The following is a 23,031-nucleotide window of genomic DNA, read 5'->3' as shown; positions in this document are numbered from 1 at the left end:
TAAAGCCTCCTAAAAATAGTTTAATGTATTTAAACAACTAAGTTGTTTCTAAGGTTGGTCTGGGACTTTTACGTCACCAGAGATGATTTGTTCTTTGGCTTCTTTAACTGCCGTTTTGGCTTGATCGCTTAGGGCTTCTGTTGTTAAATCAACACCGCCATCTTTCAATCCATAAGTTAAATGTTCGCCGCCAGGGAATTTATCTTCTAATGCAAGATCAGAGATTTTTTTCACAGCAATATTTACCCCTTTAATGGTTGAAGCTAACGTTAAGTTATCATCCTTGCCATCTTTGGTTGTATATTTACCGTCTTCGTTTTGGTCACGGTCAACACCAATCACCCAAACTTTATCTTTTGAACCTGTTTCATTTAGCGCTTTGGCTTCTTGGAAGATTCCTTGTCCTGTAGTCGCCGCTGCGTGATAAATAATGTCGGCACCTGCTTGATACATAGAAGAAGCTAAGGCCCGTCCTTTTGAAGCGTCTGCAAATGTCCCTGCATAAGTAGACGTAATTTGAATATCTTTGCCTAATTTTTTGCCAGCGTCTGCTACACCTTTTTCAAAACCAGCTTGGAAGCGGCCAATAACAGGTCCTTCAACCCCGCCGATAAATCCTACTTTGTTGGTTTTCGTAGTGTTAGCTGCTGCCACACCTGCTAAATACGCAGATTCATTATCTCTAAATGTTGCAGAAGCGACGTTGTTTTTCCCATTAACTGTATCGTCGATTAGAACGAAATTCGTTTCTGGGTTGGCGTCCGCTGCATCTACTACTGCATTTTTTAGTAAATAGCCAATGCCAAAAATCGTTTTAAATTGACTTGAAATGGCTTGGTCAATGTTTGATGTATAATCAGATGCTTCATTTGATTGAATATACGCATACCCTTGAGGTCCTTCTGGAAGTTTGTGCTCTTTGCCCCACTCTTGCATTCCTTCCCACGCAGATTGGTTAAAAGATTTGTCATCAATGCCGGCTGTATCTGTGACCATTACGACACTATGTTGTGGATCACCTTTTGTGTTGGCATTCTTTTTGCTATTGCCGCCACATGCAGCTAACCCAATGATTAAGGCAACTGCTGCCAATCCTAGACCTAAAAATTTTGCTTGTTTCACTTTCCGAAAAGCCCCCTACTATTTTATCTATTATTTCATTCGCATTTATGCTATTGAAATCTACTTTGAGCCCAACGAAACCTTATGTCCTTTTTTTAAAAATCTTTATCTGTAAATGAATAGGGCAATAATGCCTCAACTGTCATTGTTTTAGTCGCGCCATCTTTACCAACTAGCGTGACCGGCATTTGTGGATCAAAGAATTCAGCCATTACTTGACGACAAGCGCCACATGGAGAAATGGGTGCCTCTGTATTACCTGCTACAACTAAATGTTGGAAGGTCCGTTCATCTTCTGAAATGGCTTTAAAAATCGCCGTTCTTTCTGCACAATTTGTTAAACCAAAGGAGGCATTTTCAATGTTGACTCCTTGATACATTTTCCCGTCTGTAGTCACTAAGCAAGCGCCCACAGGAAAGTTAGAATACGGTACATAGGCGTGTGCCAATGCTTCTACGGCACAATCAAGCCATTCTTGTTTTACTGTCATCTTTTTCGCCACACCTTCGTTTAATTTGAAATACGAATTAATACCCTTCGCCAGTTGCGCCAGAAACAATTGCTACACCCGTACTTGCACCGATGCGTGTTGCCCCAGCTTCAATCATTGCTAGCGCTTCTTCTGCATTATGCACGCCACCAGAAGCCTTAACGCCCATGTCAGGACCAACTGTCTCACGCATTAAACGAATGTCTGCTACTTTAGCGCCGCCTGTTGAGAAGCCAGTAGATGTTTTAACGAAATCGGCACCTGCTTCTTTGGCTAACTCACAAGCTTTAACTTTTTCTTCGTCTGTTAATAATGCTGTTTCAATAATCACTTTGACTAACGCTTTTCCTTTGGCTGCATCTACTACGCCTTGAATGTCTTGACGTACGTGATCGTATTGTTGTGATTTTAATGCACCAATATTAATCACCATATCCACTTCATTCGCACCATTTTTAATCGCATCAGCTGCTTCGTATGCTTTAACTTCTGGTGTATTTGCCCCCAAAGGAAAGCCAATAACGGTACAGACAGCGACGTCGGTATCTGCTAATTGCTCGCTAGCAAAAGCGACCCAACAAGGATTGATACATACAGAGAAAAAGTTGTACTCCTTAGCTTCGTCAATAATTTTTTGGACAGCGGCTTCTGTCGCTTCTGGTTTCAAAATAGTGTGATCAATCATGCGGTTTAATTCCATGATGAGAATTCCTCTTTTCTTTTTGTTTTATTCCGTAATAATATCGTGAATCAAAATAGGCTCTTCGCCGGTTGGTCCAATTTCAATATTTTTATAAAGCAATTGTTCGACTTCTGTCACGTCTTCACGATTGGCATAAATGGTTAATAATGATTCGCCTTTTTCAACTGGGCTCCCTACTTTTTTGTGAAGTTTCAAGCCAACTGCAAAATCAATCGTATCTTCTTTCGTAGCCCGACCAGCGCCCAGCAACATTGCGGCAACGCCAATTTCATTGGCAACGATTTTTTGTACCACGCCTGTTTCTTTGGCAGGTAAATCAAATTGATAAGTTGCGGTTAATAATTTTTCTGGCTGGTCAACAACGGAACTGTCGCCGCCTTGATTTTCAATCATTTCTTTAAATTTTGCGAGCGCTCGACCGCTTGTTAATGCTTCTTCTAATAAAGCCCGTGCTTCGTCTAACGTCTCGGCTTTTTTAGCTAAAACGACCATCTGACTTCCTAAGACATAGCACATCTCCACTAAATCTTCTGGCCCATTTCCTTGCAAGGTCTCGATTGCTTCAACGATTTCTAAACTATTTCCGATAGCCTCCCCTAAAGGTTGTGACATGTCTGAAATTACTGCCATCGTTTGGCGATTTGCCAGTTTCCCAATGCGAACCATTGTTTCCGCTAATCGACGAGCACTTGCTAGGTCTTTCATAAAGGCCCCTTCACCAGTAGTCACGTCTAAGACAATCGCATCTGCCCCTGCGGCAATTTTTTTACTCATAATGGAACTTGCAATTAATGGAATTGAGTCAACAGTGGCGGTCACATCACGTAACGCATAAAGTTTTTTGTCTGCTGGTGCTAGGTCACCTGACTGACCAATCACTGCCACTTTTGTATCGTTCACCAATTGAATAAAACGTTCTTCTGTCAATTCAACTTTAAAACCAGGAATCGCTTCTAATTTATCCAACGTACCGCCTGTGTAGCCTAAGCCACGACCAGACATTTTTGCTACATTGACCCCGACACTAGCAACTAATGGCGCTAAAATAAGCGTCGTAGTGTCGCCTACGCCACCTGTAGAATGCTTGTCGACTTTGATTCCTTCTATAGAAGAAAGATCCACAATTTCGCCTGAATGGACCATTGCTAACGTCATTTGTGTAATTTCTTCGTCTGTCATATCTTGGTAAAAAACAGCCATTAAAAAGGCACTTACCTGATAATCTGGAATTGAACCATCTGTGTATCCGTTGATAATAAATTGAATTTCTTCGCTTGTTAGTTGATGCCCGTCACGTTTCTTTTCAATAATGTCTACCATTCTCATGAATTCGTTCCCTCCGATTTCCCGATAATGTATTATACAACAAAATCGTTCAGCTTTAAACCATTTAGTAAACCAGTTTACTATTATTTTTTTCTTGTGAAAACGCAAACAACACGAACGTTCTATTTCTAAGCTGTTTTTTAAATCGGTTTTGTGCTTTTTCTAGCAATAAACGTCGCATCAAAAACTTTATTTGGAACTTTCCCTGTTGGATCTGCAATAGCTTCCACCAAAAATTTTGCTGCATAATAGCCAATATCAAAACTCGGCTGATAGACGGTTGTTAAACTCGGCACCAAATATTCGGAAATTTCCAAGCCATCAAAACCAACCACCGAAATATCGTCTGGAATTTTCTTGCCCGCTTCTTCAATGGCTTGATAAGCTCCCATCGCCATTTCATCATTGCCACAAAAAATTGCTGTGATTTCTTCATTTTTCAAAACTTCTTTCGCCGCAGCATAGCCGCCATGCAAGTTCAATTCCCCAGCACAAACATAATGCGGACGAAAAGGTAAATTGTTGTCCTGTAACGCATGCTGATACGCCGTCACTCGTTCCGTTAAACGATAATAGCCGGCACTTTCACGCAACATGCCAATATGCTGATGCCCTTGTTGAATCAAATGATGGACCGCTTGATAAGCACCTTCGTACTCTTTAACGATTAATCGTCCACTATCTCGTGGATTAATCCCACGATCGACAAGAATGACAGGAATCGGATGTTCTCGTCGGTCTTTTAAAATATGATTTTCTGGCAAAACATTCGGCGTGGCAAAAATAATGCCATCCACCGACCGATGAATCAACTCGCTAACATATTGCATCGCTTGCTCGGAATCATGCTTTGAATTGCATAACAAAATCATGTAGCCTAACGAATTTAAATATGTTTCTACACCTTCAATCACTTTTGAGAAAAAGAAATCCGTCACATCTGGCACAATCATACCAATGGTTTTGGAATGACGGTTGATTACATTCGAAGCAAAGTAATCTGGTTTGTAATGATTTTCAGCGACTACCGCCAACACCTTGTTGCGGGTTTTTTCACTGAAACGACTCCCTTTATTATTCAGAATTTGTGAGACGGTTGTGACAGAAACACCAGCCATATCAGCAATTTCTTTAATCGTTAGTTTCATTGCGCCCCTCCCAACGTCTCCTTTTGCATTGACAGACATTTGTAGACGTGTTACAGTCTTCAAAATACTTATCGAATCTTTTACATTTTAACAAAAAAAAGACAAAAGAAATAGACTAAAAAGATTAAAAAACAAAAGAAAATGGAGGCTATTTTTTTCATGGAAGAATCCCGTGTCCGTCAATTACCAAAAATCGAGCTGCACTGTCACTTAGATGGGTCGATTCGACCAACCACTTTACGCACCATTGCTGAAAAACAAAACATTCCATTACCCCAAGACGAACAAGCCTTGAAAGAGTTAGTGGTTGCCCCTGAAAAATGCACCGATTTGAATGATTATTTAACTCGGTTCGACTTCGTGCTCACCTGTCTACAAACGGCCGAAGCTTTGCAAGCAGCGGCGTATGACGTGATTAGCCAAGCTGCCGAAGATGGCGTAGCTTACATAGAGGTGCGTTTTGCGCCTTCCCAACATACAGAAAAAGGCTTGCGGTTACCTGAAATCGTGACTGCTGTTTTAACTGGCTTAAAACAAGGCGAAGAAGATTTTGGTGTAAAAAGCAATGCACTGTTATGCGGCATGCGGCATGATCAACAACAAGCCATAGAAAAAATCGTTCACTTAGCGCATGATTTCAGAAAGACAGGCGTTGTCGGCTTTGATTTAGCTGGCAATGAAGTCGATTTCCCTCCATACACATTTGAAGACGTATTAGCTTTAGCCATCCGATTGTCAATTCCATTAACACTCCACGCTGGGGAATGCGGCTGTGGCAAAAATGTCGCTGATGCTGTCACTTTAGGTGCCACTCGGATTGGCCACGGTATTGCTTTGAAAGATACACCCGAATACTTGGCGCTCTTAAAAGAAAAAAAGGTTCTTTTAGAAATGTGTCCAACTAGCAACTTCCAAACAGGCACCGTCAAAACATTGGCTGAATACCCTTTTCAACAATTTATAGAGGCTGGCTTAGCCGTCTGCATCAATACCGATAATCGCACTGTTTCAGATACTACGTTAACGAAAGAATTCATGAAATTGGCCACTTGGTATCAATTAAGTTATGACGAAATGAAGCAACTCACTAAAAATGCGCTTGCAGGTGCTTTTTTATCGCCAGACGAAAAAAAACTGTTGAACCAAAAAATTGATCAAGCATATCTATTCTAAAAAAGAACCTCCACTAAAGTGGCGGTTCTTTTTTACTCTGCTTCTTTAACACTTCGTAAAATATAATAGCCTTTGTCTTTTGTCACAATTTCAACATTGCCAAATACTTCAGCCATTTTCTTTTCTGCACTAGGTGCACCTTGTTTCTTTTGAATAACCACCGTTAGTGTGCCACCAACTTTCAACAACGGAAAAGCCCCTGTTAAAATGCCATGGACAACTTTTTTGCCTGCACGAATGGGCGGGTTGCTAACAATCGCCGCGTAGGTCGTTTCGTTTAAGGTTTCATACACATTGGAAGAATGGATATCCACAGTAGTAATTTGGTTACGTTGGGCGTTCATTTGAGCTAGCCCAACTGCCCGTTGGTTGACATCCACCATTTCCACCAGTCGACCAGTCGCCGCTGCTAAGGACAACCCAATTGGTCCATAGCCACAACCAACATCTAACAAACGGCCTGCTGGTAAGTTTTCCCATTCAAAGGCATCAATCAACACACGAGAACCATAATCCACTGTTCCTCTTGAGAAGACCCCGCTATCGGTCGTAAACTGAAAGGTCCGACCACGTAATGGAAAAGACCAGCTTTCTAAATCATGTGCTAATTCTGGATTTTCTGTATAATAATGATTCGCCATTTTGTTCTTCCTATCTATGCTTGTTTTGGTTTTAGTCTACCTTTTATTTCTCGAACAATCAAGGCACCTAATAATTCATAGCCCACTTGTGAAAAATGCAAACCATCCGCTTGTAAAAATTCATCCGTTCCAGGATAAACAGTCATCGCTTTATACAAATCAATAACTGGCAAGTTATGTGCCGCTCCGACTTCTTGTGCAACCTTGACCAATTCCTTGATACGCGTCTGTGGACGTTCTGGACGTCTGCCACTATCCGCATATGGTGGCGTAATTAAAATCACCTTTTCTGAACCAATTTCGTGAATCATTGTTTCAAGGTTTTCTCTAAACGTGGCTACTGTTATATTTCGATCCAGTGACGCATCATTGGCGCCAAAGAAAATCACCACCTCATCAGGTTTCTCAATTAGTACTTCTTTATTTAATCGTTTTAAACCATCTTCTGTTGTATCGCCAGGCATTCCAGCATTAATGACAGCCACTTCTTCTAGACCCATCGCAGCAATATCCCGTTTTACTAAGTCAACAAGAACAGGTGAGACAGCTTCGTCTAAATAACCAGCAGTAATGCTATCACCAAATAATACAATTTTTCTCATGGCTTTTCCCCTCTTTTCTAACAGTTTTCTCTTTTCATGATACCATTTTCATCATAAATTGGCGAAGAAGGGAATTCTTTTGTAAAATCCTGTGTTTCCCTTGTGAAATTATGGTAAAATGTACAAAGATTGAACAGGGTTTGGTGGAGGAACAATGGACGATAAAATGAATTACTACCCAATTTCCAGAGAAGAATGGCATGGGTTTTATCATGACGGCAAAGCACCGTTAACCGAAGCAGAATTGGATAACATTAAAAGTGTGAACGACCAAATTTCACTAAAAGATGTACAAGAAATTTATGTACCCTTAACGCATCTTATTCATTTATACATGAAAGAATTTGAATCGCTAACACTTAGCAAAGGATTATTCCTACATGAATATGTCTCTGTACCACCATTCATCATTGGAATTGCCGGCAGTGTCGCCGTTGGTAAAAGCACCACCGCTCGTCTTTTGCAAAGAATTCTGGCCCGAACGTTTAAACGAAGAAACGTTCAACTCATTACAACGGATGGATTTTTGTATCCCAATAAAGTGTTAGAAGAACAAGGAATTATGGACCGAAAAGGGTTTCCTGAAAGTTATGACATGGAGAAGCTAATTAATTTCTTAAACGAAGTCAAAAGCGGCAAAGACGAAATTAAAGCACCCGTCTATTCTCACAGTGTCTACGATGTTATCGAAGGCGAATATGAGTTGATTCAACAACCAGATATTTTGATTGTTGAAGGCATTAACACCTTACAGTTACCCGCCAATCAACAAATTTATGTGAGTGATTTTTTTGATTTTTCTATTTTTGTGGATGCCGATCCAGCCTTAATTGAAAAATGGTACCTAGAACGTTTTGGGGCCTTATTAGATACGGCTTTCTTAGATCCTAATAATTATTATTACCAATATGCAATTGGCAAACGAGAAGATGCTTTCGCCATGGCACGGAATGTTTGGAAAACCGTGAACTTGCCGAACTTGGAGGAATATATCTTGCCAACGCGCGGACGTGCGGACATTATTTTGCATAAAACGGAAAATCATTTGATTGACCAAATCTATCTACGTAAATATTAAGGGTTGACGAGCTAAGAAATATCCTGTATCTTTTGTAGAAATATCCTTGAAAATTTTCAGCAGAATGCATGACTTTCAAGGAGTAAAATGTTTTAATAAGTATAGCTAGACAAAGAAGAGTACGGAACAAAAGTGAACCACTTTTTAACCGCCTGATTCTCGGCTGTTTAAAAGTAGCCCCTGCGGAATTAAGCCAAAATTTTCTAAAAATCGTAAAACAATTTTTGAAAATCCTTTCTTAATTCTTGGTGCTGACCACTTTTTAACCGCCTTTTCTTTAGATAAATTTAAATGGATAAGGGGTAATAGACGTGACTAACGTTGCCGATTTGACATCTGTCGAAAAAATTATTGTTTTAGACTTTGGTAGTCAGTTTAACCAATTGATTACTCGTCGTATTCGTGAATTTGGCGTATTCTCTGAGTTATTAAGCCACCGAACTACGGCAGAAGAAATTCGCAAAATCGCGCCTAAAGGAATCATCTTCTCAGGTGGACCAAACAGCGTGTATGACAAAGATGCTTTTAGCATTGATCCAGAAATTTATGAGTTAGGAATTCCCATTCTTGGCATCTGCTACGGTATGCAATTAATGACTCATAACTTAGGCGGAAAAGTAGAACCTGCCGCAAACCGTGAATACGGAAAAGCAGAATTAGAAATCCTTGGTGATGCGACATTATTCCAAGGAACACCTGCGAAACAAACCGTTTGGATGAGCCACGGTGATTTAGTAACAGAAATCGCTCCTGGATTCGAAAAAGTTGGGACAAGCAATGATTGTCCAATCGCTTCTATCGAAGATGCCAACCGCAAATTCTACGGCGTACAATTTCACCCAGAAGTTCGTCATTCAGAATATGGTAACGACTTATTACGTCACTTTGCTTTTGATGTGTGTGGCTGTACTGGTGACTGGAGCATGGAAAACTTCATCGATATGGAAGTCGCTAAAATCCGTGAACAAGTAGGCGATAAAAAAGTCTTACTTGGTTTATCAGGTGGCGTTGACTCAAGTGTTGTCGGCGTGCTTTTACAAAAAGCCATTGGCGACCAATTAACTTGTATCTTCGTTGACCATGGATTATTACGTAAAGGTGAAGCAGAACAAGTAATGGAAAGTTTAGGCGGTAAATTTGGCTTAAACATTATTAAAGTAGATGCGAAAGAACGCTTCTTAAGTAAATTAGCAGGCGTTTCTGACCCTGAACAAAAACGTAAAATCATCGGTAACGAATTTGTGTATGTTTTTGATGACGAAGCAACTAAACTTGCTGGGGAAGAAGGCGTTTCATTCCTAGCACAAGGAACTCTTTACACAGACGTCATCGAATCTGGTACAGAAACTGCGCAAACAATTAAATCACATCACAACGTTGGTGGTCTTCCTGAAGACATGCAATTTGAATTAATTGAACCTTTAAATACATTATTCAAAGACGAAGTTCGTGCCTTAGGAACTGAACTTGGCATGCCTGATGCAATCGTTTGGCGCCAACCATTCCCAGGACCAGGATTAGGTATTCGTGTGCTTGGTGAAATTACAGAAGATAAATTACAAATCGTTCGTGATTCAGATGCTATCCTACGTGAAGAAATCGCAGCAGCTGGCTTAGATCGTGACATTTGGCAGTACTTTACTGTCTTACCTGGCATCCGCTCAGTAGGCGTTATGGGCGATGGCCGTACCTACGATTACACAGTCGGTATCCGTGCTGTGACTTCTATCGACGGCATGACCGCTGACTTTGCCCGTATCCCTTGGGATGTTTTACAAAAAATCTCTGTGCGCATCGTGAACGAAGTTGCACATGTAAACCGTATCGTGTACGATATTACTTCAAAACCACCTGCAACTGTGGAGTGGGAATAGTCTAAAAACAAAGCCTAGACGTTGATTTTCCAACGTTTCTAGGCTTTTAATTTGGTTTCTGGTACCCTTTTCGGTAGCTATCTATATAAAACCGTCTTCTATTATCTTGCTTGCGTTCTCTTTTGCAAGTTTAAATCTTTCTTTGTTTATTTCAGAATCGATATCTGTAATTTTCATTCTTAGCAGTACCTCAGGGTCAACCTCATATCCTGTAAAATCTTGCTTCATAGAAGCCACTAGACTAGCTCCTAGATAAAGTAATTCGAAAGCATTAAATTCATCTGATGTAGACGGTCTTTTATAATTATATTGTTGAAAAAGAGAGCCAATATAAACTGTTCTCGCTGAACCATACATCATTAATTCCTTAATCATCTTATTTAAAACAGCTGGCTTCAAATTTTCAATTTTTTCAGTATCCGCTATCATATCCATCCAACGAGAGAAAAGGTCTTCTATTTTTTTACCTGAAATTGAACGATAATAGTTATCAACTTGCAATTCCCTAGTTGTTTGATGTTCCTTGTCTTGCATTATATTACTATTTTCATTTCTTATCTCTTCTAGTTTTTTTCATGTAGCCTTTGTGGCAATTCAGATAAGCCATTTTCGATAGCCTTTTTTATCCCTTTATAGCCAGGATAAATAAAAATTAAAATAAGTAACTCAAACCAATTATTTTTTAACAATTCAAACATTTTTTCCTCTCCTTATAATTAATGGTAAATTTCCTGTAACATTAATTATAAAAAATAAACGAAAAATAAGCTAGTTTGTATTATCTCTTATTTTTAATATATTGATTTCCATTCCAATTTACCAATGATTTATTGGATGTTTTAATATTAATTACATTTTTTAAATTATCTGCAACTTCTCTATCAATAGTTGGATATAAATGTGGGTACGTTTCCTAATGTTATTTGTATATCAGAGTGTCCAAGCCTTTTTTGAACTGCTAAAGGATTAGCATTCAACTCATTAATCAATAAACTTGCATGGCTATGTCTTAATCCTTTTGATAGTGACTATTAATAAAATTCATCAATTAAAAGGAAGCGATTTCAACATGTCAAAAGAAACTTTTCTTAAGTATGGTTTTGTTGTCCTCTTCATAGGAATTTTTTTACTTCGTGCCCAAAAATTTATTTCTGAGCCCCTTTCGTACCTTTTTTCGGGTATTCTTTTGCTTGTTGTTGCGTATTTAATACTCGTGAAAAAAATGAACTTTTTCTCAAGTTTGCTCACTGTTACCGACCAGCCTTCTTCTACCCAACAACGATTAGGTCAACTTTCTGGTCTTGTCAGTTTATTGATTGGTTTACTTCTGGTAATTTTTTCAGTCATTTTATAGACACTTTTTCACTATTGTTCTTATAAAAACAAGACGTTCTTGTTTGGCCTTTGACGTTGTCGTATACTATAAATAATAAATAAGCTATGAAGGAGTAAATTAATGAAAAAAAGTGTTATAACTAGTTCTATGTTAGCGGTTTTGTTGTCGGGATTTCTCGTTACCCCTATTTCTGCTTACGCTTTGGAACGCTCTAAGGGAACTACTGAAGAAACGGTGGCTTCAGAAACATCTCTAACGGAGCAACAAATGAGTAGCGGTGTCACTGAAGAAATGAATCCAAGCATCATAAATTCTCAAGAGGAAACAGAAACAACTTCCACTTCCTCAACCTCCGATTCCACCACTGAAGTTTCTACATCAGAAGTAACAACTGTTAATGATACAAAAAATAGTAGCGACGATACTGAAACTACTTTGGAAACATCACAAAGTAATGAGGACACACCTGTAGCACCGGCAAAAGCAGAAGAAAAAGTTCCTGATATTAATTATCAGACACATATCCAAGACATCGGATGGCAAGGGGTTGTCAAAAACGGGGAAATTTCTGGGACTAGCAGACGCTCTTTACGTCTTGAAGGAATTAAAATGAATATTTCAAATTCAGATTTGGCTGGATCTGTAGAATATAGAACACATGTCCAAGAAATTGGGTGGCAAGGATATGTGAAAGATAATCAATTGTCTGGTACAAGCGGAAAGTCTTTGCGGCTCGAAGCGATTCAAATTCGCTTAACTGGAGAAATAGCTAACGCATATGATGTTTATTATCGTGTGCATATAGAAGATAAAGGTTGGTTGAATTGGGCAAAAAACAGTGAGTCCGCAGGTAGTCAAAGCGCCGCTAAAAGATTAGAAGCCATTCAAATTAAATTAGTGAAGAAGGGCGAAGCGGCACCTGAAGGATCTGGAAAAGCCTTTTTAATTGGAAATGAAGCAAAACGTCCAGATGAAATCAAACCAACTGTCAATTATCAAACACACGTGCAAAATATTGGTTGGCAAGGGGTTGTCAAGAATGGTGAAATAGCTGGTACAAGTGGGAAAAATTTACAACTGGAAGCAATCAAAATCAACCTGAGTGATGGTGCTCTAGATGGAAATATAGAATACTCTACGCACATCCAAAATATCGGATGGCAAGATTATAAAGCCAATGGGGCATTATCTGGCACAACTGGAAAAAATTTACAATCAGAAGCCATTAAAATTAAACTGTCCGGTGATGTTTCAAGATATTATGATGTCTATTATCGAGTGCATATCCAAGATAAAGGTTGGTTAAATTGGGCAGCTAATGGCGCCCCAGCTGGAAGTCAAGCTGCATCTAAACATTTAGAAGCCATCCAAATCAAAGTAGTTAGAAAGGGCGAAACTGCTCCTAAAGGAAATGGAAAAGCCTTTTTAGTTGGAAATGAAGCAAAACGTCCAGATGAAATCAAACCAAATGTCAACTATCAAACACACGTGCAAAATATTGGTTGGCAAGGGGTTGTCAAGAATGGTGAAATAGCTGGTACAAGTGGGAAAAATTTACAACTGGAAGCAATCAAAATCAACCTGAGTGATGCTGCTCTAGCTGGAAATATAGAATACTCTACGCACATCCAAAATATCGGATGGCAAGCTTATAAAGCTAATGGGGCATTGTCTGGCACAACTGGAAAAAATTTACAATTAGAAGCCATTAAAATTAAACTGGCCGGTGATGTTTCAAGATATTATGATGTCTATTACCGTGTCCATATCCAAGATAAAGGTTGGTTGAATTGGGCAGCTAATGGTGCCTCAGCTGGAAGTCAAGCTGCCTCTAAACATTTGGAAGCTATTCAAATCAAAATAGTTAGAAAAGGTGAAACTGCTCCTAAAGGATCTGGAAAAGCCTTTTTAGTTGGCGATGAAGCTCGCACACCAGCAGAGATAGCAAACAGATTACGTGCAGAAAGATTAAAGAAAAAACCTTATTATTATTCTCAACGTGACCCACAATGGATTAATACTTATATCGGAAACTATACCATTGGCGCAGCAGGATGTGTTCCAACAAGTTTATCTATGATTTTAAGAGGCTCTTACGGTTATAATGTAAATCCTGTCAGTGTTGCAACAAGAATGGCATCTTATGGCGGGTTAAATCAAAGATACTTTGGCGCTTCTGCAACTGATTTAGTGATAACAGCTCAATCATATGGCCGTTCGATCAAAGTTATTAATGATGTAGCTACATTGAACGCCTATCTTTCTGAAGGATATCCTGTTATTTTATATCAAAATGTTGGGATTGGACATGCTATTGTCGTTCATGAGTACAAAAATGGTTACACTTTAACCTATGATCCATACGGCCGCCAGTTTTACTCAGGTTGGGTGTCAACACAAGCACTTTGGAATACTCCGTCAAATGATCCAATTGATTGGACAGAAGGCCGACCATGTTTCGTTATTTTATAGGAGGATATAATGAAAAAAAAACTTATTGTACTATTGTTAGCCTTATTTTTAACGGCATGTAGTAATAATACTGGGGGAAAAAATAGCGACGCTTCATCTACTGAAGTATCAACTAAGCAGCAAACTACCCAGTCTTCTAAAAAAGATAGTAGTAATCCGGACACAACACCAACTTCTACATCATCTATAACAATTGAAACAACCGAGAATTTAAAGAATAGAGAATTGAATCCAACAGATGATGTTTCAAAAACTAGACGACAATTGTATGAACAAGGAATTAACAGTTCAACAATTACGGATAAAGAACTAAAGGAATATATATCAGAGGCTAAAGAACAAAAGAAAGATGTGATTGATTATATTAAGCAAAAAATAAATCAATAAAGTTATCTCATATTCATTCCCCCCTTGACTCTCCCTTCACTCTTGGCTATGATTACCTTAGCAAGTACAATGGTGTACTGTGAACAGTCGAGCAACGGCGCTCAAAAAGATTGGCTTTCGTGCATTCTTTTTGAGCGCTTTTTATTTTTAGAAAGTAGGGAAATTGAATGGAAAAAATGTACCGCAGTCCGTATGAAGCGTACCCGTATCTATCTTCTAAACCAGAAGATTTACGATGTGATTTTGAATTAATGACTGATGAATTGGCCTCGATGACAGGTCTTCTACGAGGATATGTGCAACAATTAGACGTCCCTGAACAGCCTGCACTAACAGAAGAACTAGCCAAAATTTGCGAGTTAATCTACCATGTCAATCCAACGACCCGAACAAAATTAACAGTCACAGAGGAAGAAATAGCCTGGCTTTTGGAACGTGTCAATGCTATGAATGAACTGACATACGAAGAAAATCGTCCTTTTGTTTTACCGATGGGCACAATCTGTTCCTCTTATGCACACATTTTAAGAGCCAAAGCCAAAGATATTGTTCGTTTACTTTATCGCATGGACTATGGTGGTAAAAAAATTGATCCGCAGCTGTATGATGTAGTCAACTTACTCTCAGGTTACTTTTTCATGTTAGCTTTGTATCTAAATCAGCTCGAAAATGGTGAAGAAGTCCCCTTTGTTTCTCGCAACTATTCTATTTAAAAAGTACACCGACCGCTAACGATGAATTGCTAGCGGTCGGTGTACTTTTATACAGGCAAGTACGCTTCCCCTTTTGCAAATAGTTTAGCAGTACCACCAATAATGACTCGATCTTCTTTCACTTCACAAGTTAAAAAGCCGCCTCTTGGGGACACTTGATAGGCCGAAAGGGTCGTTTGATTGAGCCGTTTTCCCCAATAAGGAATTAAATTGGCGTGCGCAGAACCACAAACTGGATCTTCGTTAATTCTTAGTTTCGGGAAAAAAGTTCGTGAAACAAAATCCACCGAGTCTCCTGATGCCGTTACAATGACTCCTACTCCTAAATCCAATGCTTTTAATGCAGAAAAATCTGGTGTGATTTTTGCCACTGTCTCTTCGTCTTTTAAGACAAAAAATAAATCGCGACCCAAATAAGCTTCATAAATTTTCGTGCCTAAAGCGGCTTCATACTCTGGCAAAATTGGAATCCTTTCCGGTAGGATATAAGGAAAATCTAGATAATAGTATTCCTCTTTTTTGGTCACTGCGAGCGGTCCACTTTGACTAGTAAAATGAAGCGTTTCTTCCGCAACGGAATAATAGTTAAATAACACAAAAGCCGTCGCTAATGTAGCATGCCCGCAGAGATCGATTTCTCGTTCCGGCGTAAACCAGCGCAGGGCGTAACTTTGTCCCTCCTTGACCGTAAAAGCAGTCTCTGACAAATTATTTTCAATCGCAATGTTTTGCATCACCGCTTCTGGCAACCACTTTTCCAAAACATAAACAGCGGCGGGATTGCCTTTAAAAACTTCCTCCGCAAAAGCATCGACAATATAATAGGGGTAACTCATTTTATTTCTCTCCTTGTATTTTTTGATAAATGTATTCCGCGCAACACAAATCCTCAACTGCTAAGCCAACCGCATCAAAAATCGTGCGGTCTTTCTGCTCCGCCTTTAGTTTAACTTTGCCAGTGACTAATTCGCCGAGAGAACCTACAATTTTTTCAGCTGAAAAGGCACCTTCTGAAATCGGAATTAAAAGATCCCCGCTTTCTTTTAATGCAGCCGCGTACTCATCTACAAACACTTGACTGTTTTTAGCAAGGTCGCTTGTTAATTCTCTGGAAGTCGGCGTGAATGTACCAATTGCATTGATATGGGCATTCGGCAAAACGTCTTTTTCTTCTAAAAATGCGTCCTGACTGGAAGTTAGTGTACAGATAATTTCCGCTTCCTGGACGGCTTCTTGGACAGAAGAACAACCAATAAAGGTACATTCGGGGTAATTGTGCTGTTGCTTAGCGATTAATTTTCGTGCGCGTTCTGCTGTGCGGTCATATATAAAAACCTTTTCAATCGCCCGAACGCTTTGTAGCGCTGCGAGATGAGACGAAGCTTGTTGACCCGCACCAATCAAAGCGATACTTTTTGCCTTTGGAGCTGCTAAATAATCGGTTGCCAAAGCAGAAACAGCTGCTGTGCGAAGCCACGTAATCGCATTGGCATCCATCATCGCAACTGGTCTTCCAGTAGAACTATCAAACAATAAAATTTGACCAAGATGTGAGGCCAAATTTTTTTGTGGATTTTCTGGAAAAGCTGTAATGATTTTTGCCCCAAAAAAGCGATTTTTTCCTAAGTAAGCAGGCATTAATGCAAAAAGATTCTGATTTTCCCCATCTGGTAAAACCTCTACATGGCGCTCACTTTGCGAAATTTTTCCTTTTTGCAACTCTGCAAAGCAACGTTTCATCACTTGAATTGCTTCGGAAAGCGACAATTGTTGAATAACCCTCTCATAAGAAATAATGTCCATCTGAATTCCTCCCTTTGCGCTATCATAAACCAGACAAACAATACACTCAATGCTATAATTGTATGGAATACAATTTTATAGAAAGGAAGTTCCCCTCATGCCGATTAATTCCTATGAGAACTATGTGTTGTCATGGCGCCCTGTTAAAGAACGTTTAACAAGACCTTATTACCAATCATTGGTTCAACAATTAGAAGCGGATATCTTATCTGGTGCACTTCAAAAAAATGTGAAATTGCCTTCGCAAAGAGAATTAGCTGATTACTTGGATCTGAATTTCACGACGATTGGTCAAGCCTATAAACACGCTATGGAAAAGGGCTTACTTTATACCAACATCGGTAGCGGCACTTTCGTTTCTCCCAACGCGTTTCACTCAATTACAATCTCTACCAACCAAGTAGCGGACCATCTAATTGATTTAGGGCTGGTTAGTTCCTTTGATATGTGTAATCAGCGGATTTTACCTTTTATTGAATCCGTTAGTAAAAATGCGGCCCTTAACAGTTTGCTAAATTATCGCGATCCTTTAGGTACGCACTTTCAACGAGCAACCGCTGCCGAATGGCTTCAGACACAAGGCGTTCGGACCAATGCCGAAGAAGTTGCCATTGTATCTGGTGTCCAGAATGGACTGGCCGTGACGTTAGCCGCCGCTTTTTCTCCAGGTCAGCGGATTGCCGTAGATCGATACACGTATTCAAATTTTATTGAACTCGCCCAGCTTTATCATTTAGAAATCGTCCCGATTGGCTATGATTCCGAGGGGATGGACCCAGAGCATTTACTGCAAGAATGCAAAAAGAAAAAAATACACGGTATTTTCTTAATGCCCGCATGTAATAACCCGATTGGTTTCCAAATGTCTAGCGCCCGCCGAATGACTTTAGCTGAAATCATTCAGCAAGAACACTTATGGGTAATTGAAGATGACATTCATTCTTTTTTAACAACTTATGCACAGCAAGCAGTTTTACCAACGTTTCAAGAACTCTTACCTCAACAAACGATTTACTTAGCGGGGATGACAAAATTTGTCTGTACAGGCTTACGCATTGCGTACCTTGTTTTCCCTCCGCTTCTTCGCCAAGAAATAGAGCGTGCGATTTTTAACATTAACGTTAAAACTTCTGGCTTTGATGCTGAAATTGTCACCCAAGTCTTACGCTCACCAGTTGCAAAAGAATTAGTGATAGAAAAATTGGCTTTAACAAAACAAGCCAATGACTTATTTGATACCATTTTTGGGTTAGCTAGACCTAGCAATCCCTTGCCGTACTACCGAACTATTCCCCTTTCTACCGAAAAAACGGCGCCGCAAATTGAACAAGAATTTCTCCAAAATGGGGTACGTCTTTTTCACTCGAGCCGCTTTACTGTGCAAAATCAGCCAGATGCTTTTTTACGAATTTCCTTGGCCTCCAATCAGCTTGAGGTATTGGCGAAAGGATTAACCATTATCCAAGAACTCTTACCGACATTAAACGAAAAGAAAGGACATTCCCTATGAATTCATTGCCAATACTTGAAAAAGCAGTGGGCACGATTACCCTGCTTTCCGAAGAAAAACAAAATGCCGAATATGAAGGCTTTTTATGCCAAGTTAATGAATCGCAACAACTTATCCGCAGTCGCTTAGCCAAAAAAACGCCGAAAAAAGAAGGCTATTTTGTAGCCTTCTGGGAAAAAAATCAACAAAATCAGAACGAAGCCTTTGATGCAACGGAAGCCCCTGAAATGTTAGCAATTGTCATTGCTGATCAAGAAAAGCAAGGTCTCTTTCTTCTGCCAAAAGAATGTTTAATCCAACAAAAAATTCTCAAAACGCATCAACAAAAAGGCAAAATGGCGGCCCGTTTTTATCCTTCTTGGTGCCAAAACCTTAATCAAACCGCCAAAAAAACACAAAAATGGCAACTAACTTACTTTACTGATTTATCTAAATACTAAAAACGTCAGCTGGCTTCAGAAGCCAGCTGACGTTTGTTTATTTTACTGTTTAGCCAATTGGTGGCGTACCTTCTGCGTTCCCAGCAATCGCTTCGATTTGAATCTGGGCACCTTTTGGTAAATCCGTCACACCAATCACTCTTCTGGCAGGCGTGCCTTCAGGGAAGTACGTTTGGTAGACGTCATCTACTACCGCCAGCTCTTCAATCTCTTTCACAAAAATATTCACTTTCACCAGATCAGCTAAGCTGTGATCCACACTTTCAATAATCGCTTTGATGTTTTCTAAACATTGCGTCGTTTGTTCCTTGATTCCGCCAGCGACTAACGCATTTGTTTTAGGGGCCAATGGTAGCTGAGCTGATAGATGGTTGTAATGAGAAAAAGCAACAGTTTGTGTCGAAAATGGACACTTCGGTGCGTGATCTGTATTATTTGCTTCAATAATTAATCCATGTCGATCTTCAATCGCTTGTGGTGGCGTACCATCCCCATGAGAAACCACCGCTTCTACTTGCACCGCCGCCCCCATTGGTAAATCAGCAACAGCAATCACTGTTCGTGCTGGCATGTAATTGACCGTACGCGCAATTCCTGAATCTGGGAAAAAAGCGGCATATACTTGATTGACAGCTTCTAGCTTAGATAAATCTTTTAAATAAATATTGACCTTCACAATATCATCAAAAGGCACATCAATACTGGTTAAAATGGCTTTTATGTTTTTCAAACATTGTTTTGTTTGCGTTTTAACACAGCCAGCCACAACTCTGCCCGTTTGAGGATCTATAGGCAATTGTGCAGACAGATTGTTATAGTGAGAAAACGCGACCGTTTGACTGGCTAGAGCATCAATTGGTGCCTGAACAGTCTGATTTGTTAATTTAATTAAATCCCCAGCTTGAGGTGCATTAGGGATAGTTCCTTCCCCATTTGAAACAAGTGCCTCCATTTGAACAGAAGCGCCTAACGGCAAATCTGCGACGGCGACCACTGTTTTAGCTGGATAATAATGGGTAAAAAAGGCCGCATAGACCTCCTCAACTGCGGCAGCATCCCGCATATCTTTGACAAAAATGGTCATTCTGACAATGTCACTCATCACATGGTTGATACTTTCAACAACCGCTTGGATATTTTTCAAACATTGTGTCGCTTGGGCCCGAATGCCACCTTCTACCAATTGTCCAGAGGTTGGCTCAATAGGTAACTGTGCCGACAAATGATTATAGTGGGAAAATGCGACTGTTTGGGCTGCGAGAGGATGCTTTGGTGCACGCTCTGTATTTCTTGCTAAGACGATATTTTCATTACTCATAACTCTACTCCCTTTTTTAGCATTCCAACAAAAATGATTCCGCTTACATTTACAAGCATTAAACTTCCAACAAGATCCTTTTTATTTTCCTGCTTTTCTATTAATGGTGATAGCTTTCCACCACCACTTCTTTCAGTCTACAATAAGAACAGGAACATTTCAATAAGGCATTCCTAAATTGATTGTTGGCCCTCAAACAAATCTTCTTCCGTTAAAGAAGATTGGCACGAATCAAGCTTGATTCGTGCCAGTCTTTATAGATAACTCGTTAGCTTTAACTAGTTTTATTTAACCACCATATACTCACGATAATTTTCCGAGAACGTATCCATTAGCGTATAAATTCGTTCAAAATCATAGTCACGACGAGGGTCATCATACCAAACACATTGAATACTTCCAATAATTGTAAGATTTGGGCTACCTGCTGGCACATCTGTAAATGCTTTTTTCGACATATTTGCTAAAGCATCATCATATTGATAAATGCCAGAATCAACATTGCCAGCTACCCAATACCACGCATCATTGGTATTAAAAATTTTGTGTCCTTTTTGAACAAAGTACTCAGGTTTGGCTACGTCATACCCACTCCAACCGGCTGTCCAATAAGAAATAATAATCTCTGGGTCAAATGTACCGAAAGAATCGTCGCTGTTGTAATAAATGCCATCATTGAAGCTCATTGGCTGCATGCCCGCATCTTTAATTATTTTAGCTAAATCATTCGCATAAGCGACAAAATCCTTGTAGCGCCCAGAAGATTGCAGTTTCGCCCAACCGCCCGTGTCGACATCATTTGCATACTCATCGCCGCCAAAATTGAAAATTTCACTATGCGTGGAAAAATAAGCCACGTACTTACTGATAATCGCCTTTGTGAAATTCACTGCCTTTTGGTTCCCTAAATCTACTGTTCGTTTTGAGCCATCAAAAGCGGGATTTTTAATCGCTAGTTTTTCCATGGCCACTAACAAGGCATCCATATGTCCTGGACTGTTAATCACGGGAATGATGTTGATGTTGCGCGCTTTCGCAAAAGCCAACAACCGATCCATTTCTTTTTGTGTTAACGCGTTGCCATTAGGGTCATTGTAATACGCGTTGTTGCCTCGTTGGATTGCTTTTGAAACCCGGTTGTGGTTGTATTTTTTACCATTCACATTGACCGACATATCATCCAAGATAAACCGTAAGCCATCATTTCCTAAAATTAATTGGACATCTGTGTACCCATTTTGACTGGCTTTGGCCACTAATTCTTCCAGTTGTTCCACGGAAAAATATTTTCTTCCCGCATCAATGGAAAAGACACTTTTTAAAGGTTGTGTTTGTTTCTCTTTTAAATTATCCAAAGCTGTTTGGACCTCCGTTTGCCAAGTAGTCACTTGCGCGGATGTATACGTTTTTCCCGCAAGTTCTGTTGCGACTGTCTCTTTTGTTGTTTGTAGTGCTTGAATCGTTTCTGGTGTATAGCTTTCTGCCTTTTCAATGGCTGTAACTGCTTGATCCAACGCACGATATAAAGTGGTTAAGTCAATGGCTAACAGGCCTTTTTCTAATTCAGCATCATAGATGTTTGAAATCCCTTGGCCATAATCGCCACCTAAAATAGCTTTATTCACATCATAAAGCGTTGTTGCTTGTGTCACTGCTTCTGCGGCTTTATTTTGTGCTTCAAGGTCTGTGTTGGCGTAGCTAATTCGTTTTAAATAGTGTTGCGCAGCCGCTTTCATCTCTGCAAGTGAAACGCCTTTACTCTCTGCAATGGCCGTTTTTGTCCAAAGCAAATTAGAAGGTTTTATCTGATTTAAATCGTCTTCATTATAGGTGCGACCATCGCGATCTAAGGCATAGAGGAACATGCCCCCTAAATTATTTTCATAAGAATAACGAGCTACTTTATACATGTTACTTTCCATATACGGCTCTTTTGTGTCATACCAGCGGTTGCGATCTTGCTCTTCTGGGAAAGTTAATCCTGGAACAAATCGTTCCCCATTGAGAACCGGACTTAAATTATTTAATGCTCGTTGCGTGCGTTGGTCATCGCTGCCATACTGTTGATACGCGAGAAAATCGAAACAGTCACTGACATCTTGTAAAGGTGGTAAATATTCTGCATTGGTATCATACAAAAATGGACGATCCGTTCCCGACTTCGGTCCAATGTATTTTGATAATGCACGAATGACCCCATTAGATAGAACAATATCTTTTTCACTTGGACGAGTTTCCATGTCAATATCTAACCCATCAATTCCTAAATCATCGACAAATTTGGTTAACAACTCTTTCGCATAAGCATCAAATTCTGCTTCTGTAGGCGTTGTTCCTGCATAAGGAACTTTTAATAGCTCGCTGTAATCAATCCCACGAACTAAACGAACACCTCGTGCATGCAGTGCTGGCGCATACTCATTTTTTAACGTATCATAAAATGGCTGTGCAAGTGCTTCTTGTCCTTTTGGCACATAACTAAAGACATTCACAATGTCAATACCATAAGGAATATCGTGCATTGTTAGCCAATTTTCATCTGGCAATGTTGTATTAACCCCTTGCATCGTTTTGTCACGCCAGGCCCGATAATAAACCATAAAATGTTTCTCTTGGGTCGGCTCATTGGCTTGGCTGATCATTGGTTGATGAAACAGACTAAATAAGATAAACGCCAAGCCAACCAATAACGAAAGACCCAGCCAACTGACAATTGTTTCTCTGTTTTCTCCTTTTCTTGTCGATAAATTGTTCCCCACTTTGAACACCATTCCTTTCTGCACTCCGTTCATTTTTGTGTATCCACCTAAAAAGAAAGCGCATACACAACCATCAATAGAATAACAAAAAATAACGAATTTGCAAAATAGAAACTGGAAAAATGAGGATTTTCT

General features: G+C 39.7%; 22 protein-coding genes. 9 read left to right on the top strand and 13 right to left on the bottom strand.

Annotation, left to right across the window (positions count from 1 at the left end; translation table 11 throughout):
- Positions 1-48: 48 nt before the first annotated feature.
- The 5 genes from IGK72_RS00705 to IGK72_RS00685 form a co-directional block, all read right to left on the bottom strand.
- A complete protein-coding gene (locus IGK72_RS00705) occupies positions 49-1,122 on the bottom strand; it encodes a BMP family lipoprotein (RefSeq protein ID WP_061100545.1) in 1,074 nt (357 codons plus the stop codon).
- A 95-nt stretch (positions 1,123-1,217) separates the two neighbouring features.
- A complete protein-coding gene (locus tag IGK72_RS00700; RefSeq protein ID WP_002383839.1) occupies positions 1,218-1,682 on the bottom strand; it encodes a cytidine deaminase in 465 nt (154 codons plus the stop codon).
- Positions 1,651-2,313 carry a deoxyribose-phosphate aldolase gene (gene deoC / locus IGK72_RS00695; RefSeq protein WP_002359333.1) on the bottom strand — a complete coding sequence of 221 codons (663 nt, stop codon included), beginning with the start codon at positions 2,311-2,313 and terminating at the stop codon, positions 1,651-1,653. Before deoC ends, IGK72_RS00700 begins: the two co-directional genes overlap by 32 nt.
- 27 nt (positions 2,314-2,340) lie before the next feature.
- On the bottom strand, positions 2,341-3,642 hold the full coding sequence (locus tag IGK72_RS00690) for a pyrimidine-nucleoside phosphorylase (protein WP_002356165.1): 1,302 nt from the start codon (positions 3,640-3,642) through the stop codon (positions 2,341-2,343).
- Between the two features lie 140 nt (positions 3,643-3,782).
- Positions 3,783-4,790, bottom strand: coding sequence for a substrate-binding domain-containing protein (locus tag IGK72_RS00685; RefSeq protein WP_002356164.1), 1,008 nt, complete (start codon positions 4,788-4,790; stop codon positions 3,783-3,785).
- Between the two features lie 141 nt (positions 4,791-4,931).
- Here IGK72_RS00685 and add point away from each other — a divergent pair, with 141 nt between their 5' ends.
- Positions 4,932-5,963 carry an adenosine deaminase gene (gene add, locus IGK72_RS00680; protein WP_430619608.1) on the top strand — a complete coding sequence of 344 codons (1,032 nt, stop codon included), beginning with the start codon at positions 4,932-4,934 and terminating at the stop codon, positions 5,961-5,963.
- 32 nt (positions 5,964-5,995) lie between these two features.
- On the opposite strand, the gene IGK72_RS00675 is transcribed toward add, so the two are convergent.
- Entirely contained in the window at positions 5,996-6,604 is a 609-nt protein-coding gene (locus IGK72_RS00675; protein ID WP_002356162.1) for a class I SAM-dependent methyltransferase, read from the bottom strand.
- A gap of 14 nt (positions 6,605-6,618) precedes the next feature.
- Positions 6,619-7,206: an SGNH/GDSL hydrolase family protein gene (locus tag IGK72_RS00670; protein ID WP_002356161.1), complete on the bottom strand. Its 588-nt coding sequence runs from the start codon at positions 7,204-7,206 to the stop codon at positions 6,619-6,621.
- A 154-nt stretch (positions 7,207-7,360) separates the two neighbouring features.
- On the opposite strand from IGK72_RS00670, the gene coaA reads away from it, so the two are divergent.
- Together coaA and guaA are read left to right on the top strand one after the other, a co-directional pair.
- Positions 7,361-8,284 (top strand): type I pantothenate kinase, encoded by a 924-nt coding sequence (coaA, locus tag IGK72_RS00665; protein ID WP_002356160.1) that lies wholly within the window; start codon positions 7,361-7,363, stop codon positions 8,282-8,284.
- A gap of 311 nt (positions 8,285-8,595) precedes the next feature.
- Positions 8,596-10,158: a glutamine-hydrolyzing GMP synthase gene (guaA, locus tag IGK72_RS00660; RefSeq protein WP_002356158.1), complete on the top strand. Its 1,563-nt coding sequence runs from the start codon at positions 8,596-8,598 to the stop codon at positions 10,156-10,158.
- An 81-nt stretch (positions 10,159-10,239) separates the two neighbouring features.
- Here the strand turns inward: guaA and IGK72_RS00655 are convergent, their stop codons facing one another.
- Positions 10,240-10,692, bottom strand: coding sequence for a hypothetical protein (locus IGK72_RS00655; protein ID WP_231594490.1), 453 nt, complete (start codon positions 10,690-10,692; stop codon positions 10,240-10,242).
- A gap of 29 nt (positions 10,693-10,721) precedes the next feature.
- Positions 10,722-10,856 (bottom strand): hypothetical protein, encoded by a 135-nt coding sequence (locus IGK72_RS00650; RefSeq protein WP_261990867.1) that lies wholly within the window; start codon positions 10,854-10,856, stop codon positions 10,722-10,724.
- Positions 10,857-11,182: 326 nt separating this feature from the next.
- Here IGK72_RS00650 and IGK72_RS00645 point away from each other — a divergent pair, with 326 nt between their 5' ends.
- The 4 genes from IGK72_RS00645 to IGK72_RS00630 all read left to right on the top strand — a co-directional run bounded on the left by IGK72_RS00645 (position 11,183) and on the right by IGK72_RS00630 (position 15,066).
- Positions 11,183-11,512, top strand: a complete 330-nt coding sequence (locus IGK72_RS00645) for a hypothetical protein (RefSeq protein ID WP_002399673.1) — start codon at positions 11,183-11,185, stop codon at positions 11,510-11,512.
- Between the two features lie 102 nt (positions 11,513-11,614).
- The gene (locus tag IGK72_RS00640; RefSeq protein ID WP_430608872.1) at positions 11,615-13,966 is read left to right on the top strand and encodes a C39 family peptidase; all 2,352 of its coding nucleotides are present in this window, start codon (positions 11,615-11,617) and stop codon (positions 13,964-13,966) included.
- 9 nt (positions 13,967-13,975) lie between these two features.
- The gene (locus IGK72_RS00635) at positions 13,976-14,353 is read left to right on the top strand and encodes a hypothetical protein (protein WP_002379241.1); all 378 of its coding nucleotides are present in this window, start codon (positions 13,976-13,978) and stop codon (positions 14,351-14,353) included.
- A gap of 167 nt (positions 14,354-14,520) precedes the next feature.
- Positions 14,521-15,066, top strand: coding sequence for an ATP:cob(I)alamin adenosyltransferase (locus IGK72_RS00630; protein ID WP_002385445.1), 546 nt, complete (start codon positions 14,521-14,523; stop codon positions 15,064-15,066).
- A 47-nt stretch (positions 15,067-15,113) separates the two neighbouring features.
- On the opposite strand, the gene IGK72_RS00625 is transcribed toward IGK72_RS00630, so the two are convergent.
- Positions 15,114-15,902 carry a PhzF family phenazine biosynthesis protein gene (locus IGK72_RS00625; protein ID WP_002389645.1) on the bottom strand — a complete coding sequence of 263 codons (789 nt, stop codon included), beginning with the start codon at positions 15,900-15,902 and terminating at the stop codon, positions 15,114-15,116.
- A 1-nt stretch (position 15,903) separates the two neighbouring features.
- Positions 15,904-16,869, bottom strand: a complete 966-nt coding sequence (locus IGK72_RS00620; protein ID WP_430608869.1) for an ornithine cyclodeaminase family protein — start codon at positions 16,867-16,869, stop codon at positions 15,904-15,906.
- Positions 16,870-16,966: 97 nt separating this feature from the next.
- On the opposite strand from IGK72_RS00620, the gene IGK72_RS00615 reads away from it, so the two are divergent.
- Both IGK72_RS00615 and IGK72_RS00610 read left to right on the top strand, forming a co-directional pair.
- Complete coding sequence (locus tag IGK72_RS00615) at positions 16,967-18,379, top strand: PLP-dependent aminotransferase family protein (protein ID WP_002370633.1); 1,413 nt, start codon at positions 16,967-16,969, stop codon at positions 18,377-18,379.
- The gene (locus tag IGK72_RS00610) at positions 18,376-18,819 is read left to right on the top strand and encodes a MepB family protein (protein ID WP_002379245.1); all 444 of its coding nucleotides are present in this window, start codon (positions 18,376-18,378) and stop codon (positions 18,817-18,819) included. The genes IGK72_RS00615 and IGK72_RS00610 overlap by 4 nt, the downstream gene beginning before the upstream one ends.
- Before the next feature lie 49 nt (positions 18,820-18,868).
- Here the strand turns inward: IGK72_RS00610 and IGK72_RS00605 are convergent, their stop codons facing one another.
- On the bottom strand, positions 18,869-20,137 hold the full coding sequence (locus IGK72_RS00605) for a RidA family protein (protein WP_070416003.1): 1,269 nt from the start codon (positions 20,135-20,137) through the stop codon (positions 18,869-18,871).
- Between the two features lie 284 nt (positions 20,138-20,421).
- Positions 20,422-22,929, bottom strand: a complete 2,508-nt coding sequence (locus IGK72_RS00600; protein ID WP_010710971.1) for an EndoS/ChiA family endoglycosidase — start codon at positions 22,927-22,929, stop codon at positions 20,422-20,424.
- Between the last annotated feature and the right edge of the window lie 102 nt (positions 22,930-23,031).

Origin of the sequence: Enterococcus sp. DIV0183, assembly GCF_050541505.1 — a bacterium.
GTDB classification, from domain to species: domain Bacteria; phylum Bacillota; class Bacilli; order Lactobacillales; family Enterococcaceae; genus Enterococcus; species Enterococcus faecalis.
This window is presented reverse-complemented; position numbering and strand designations above follow the sequence as displayed.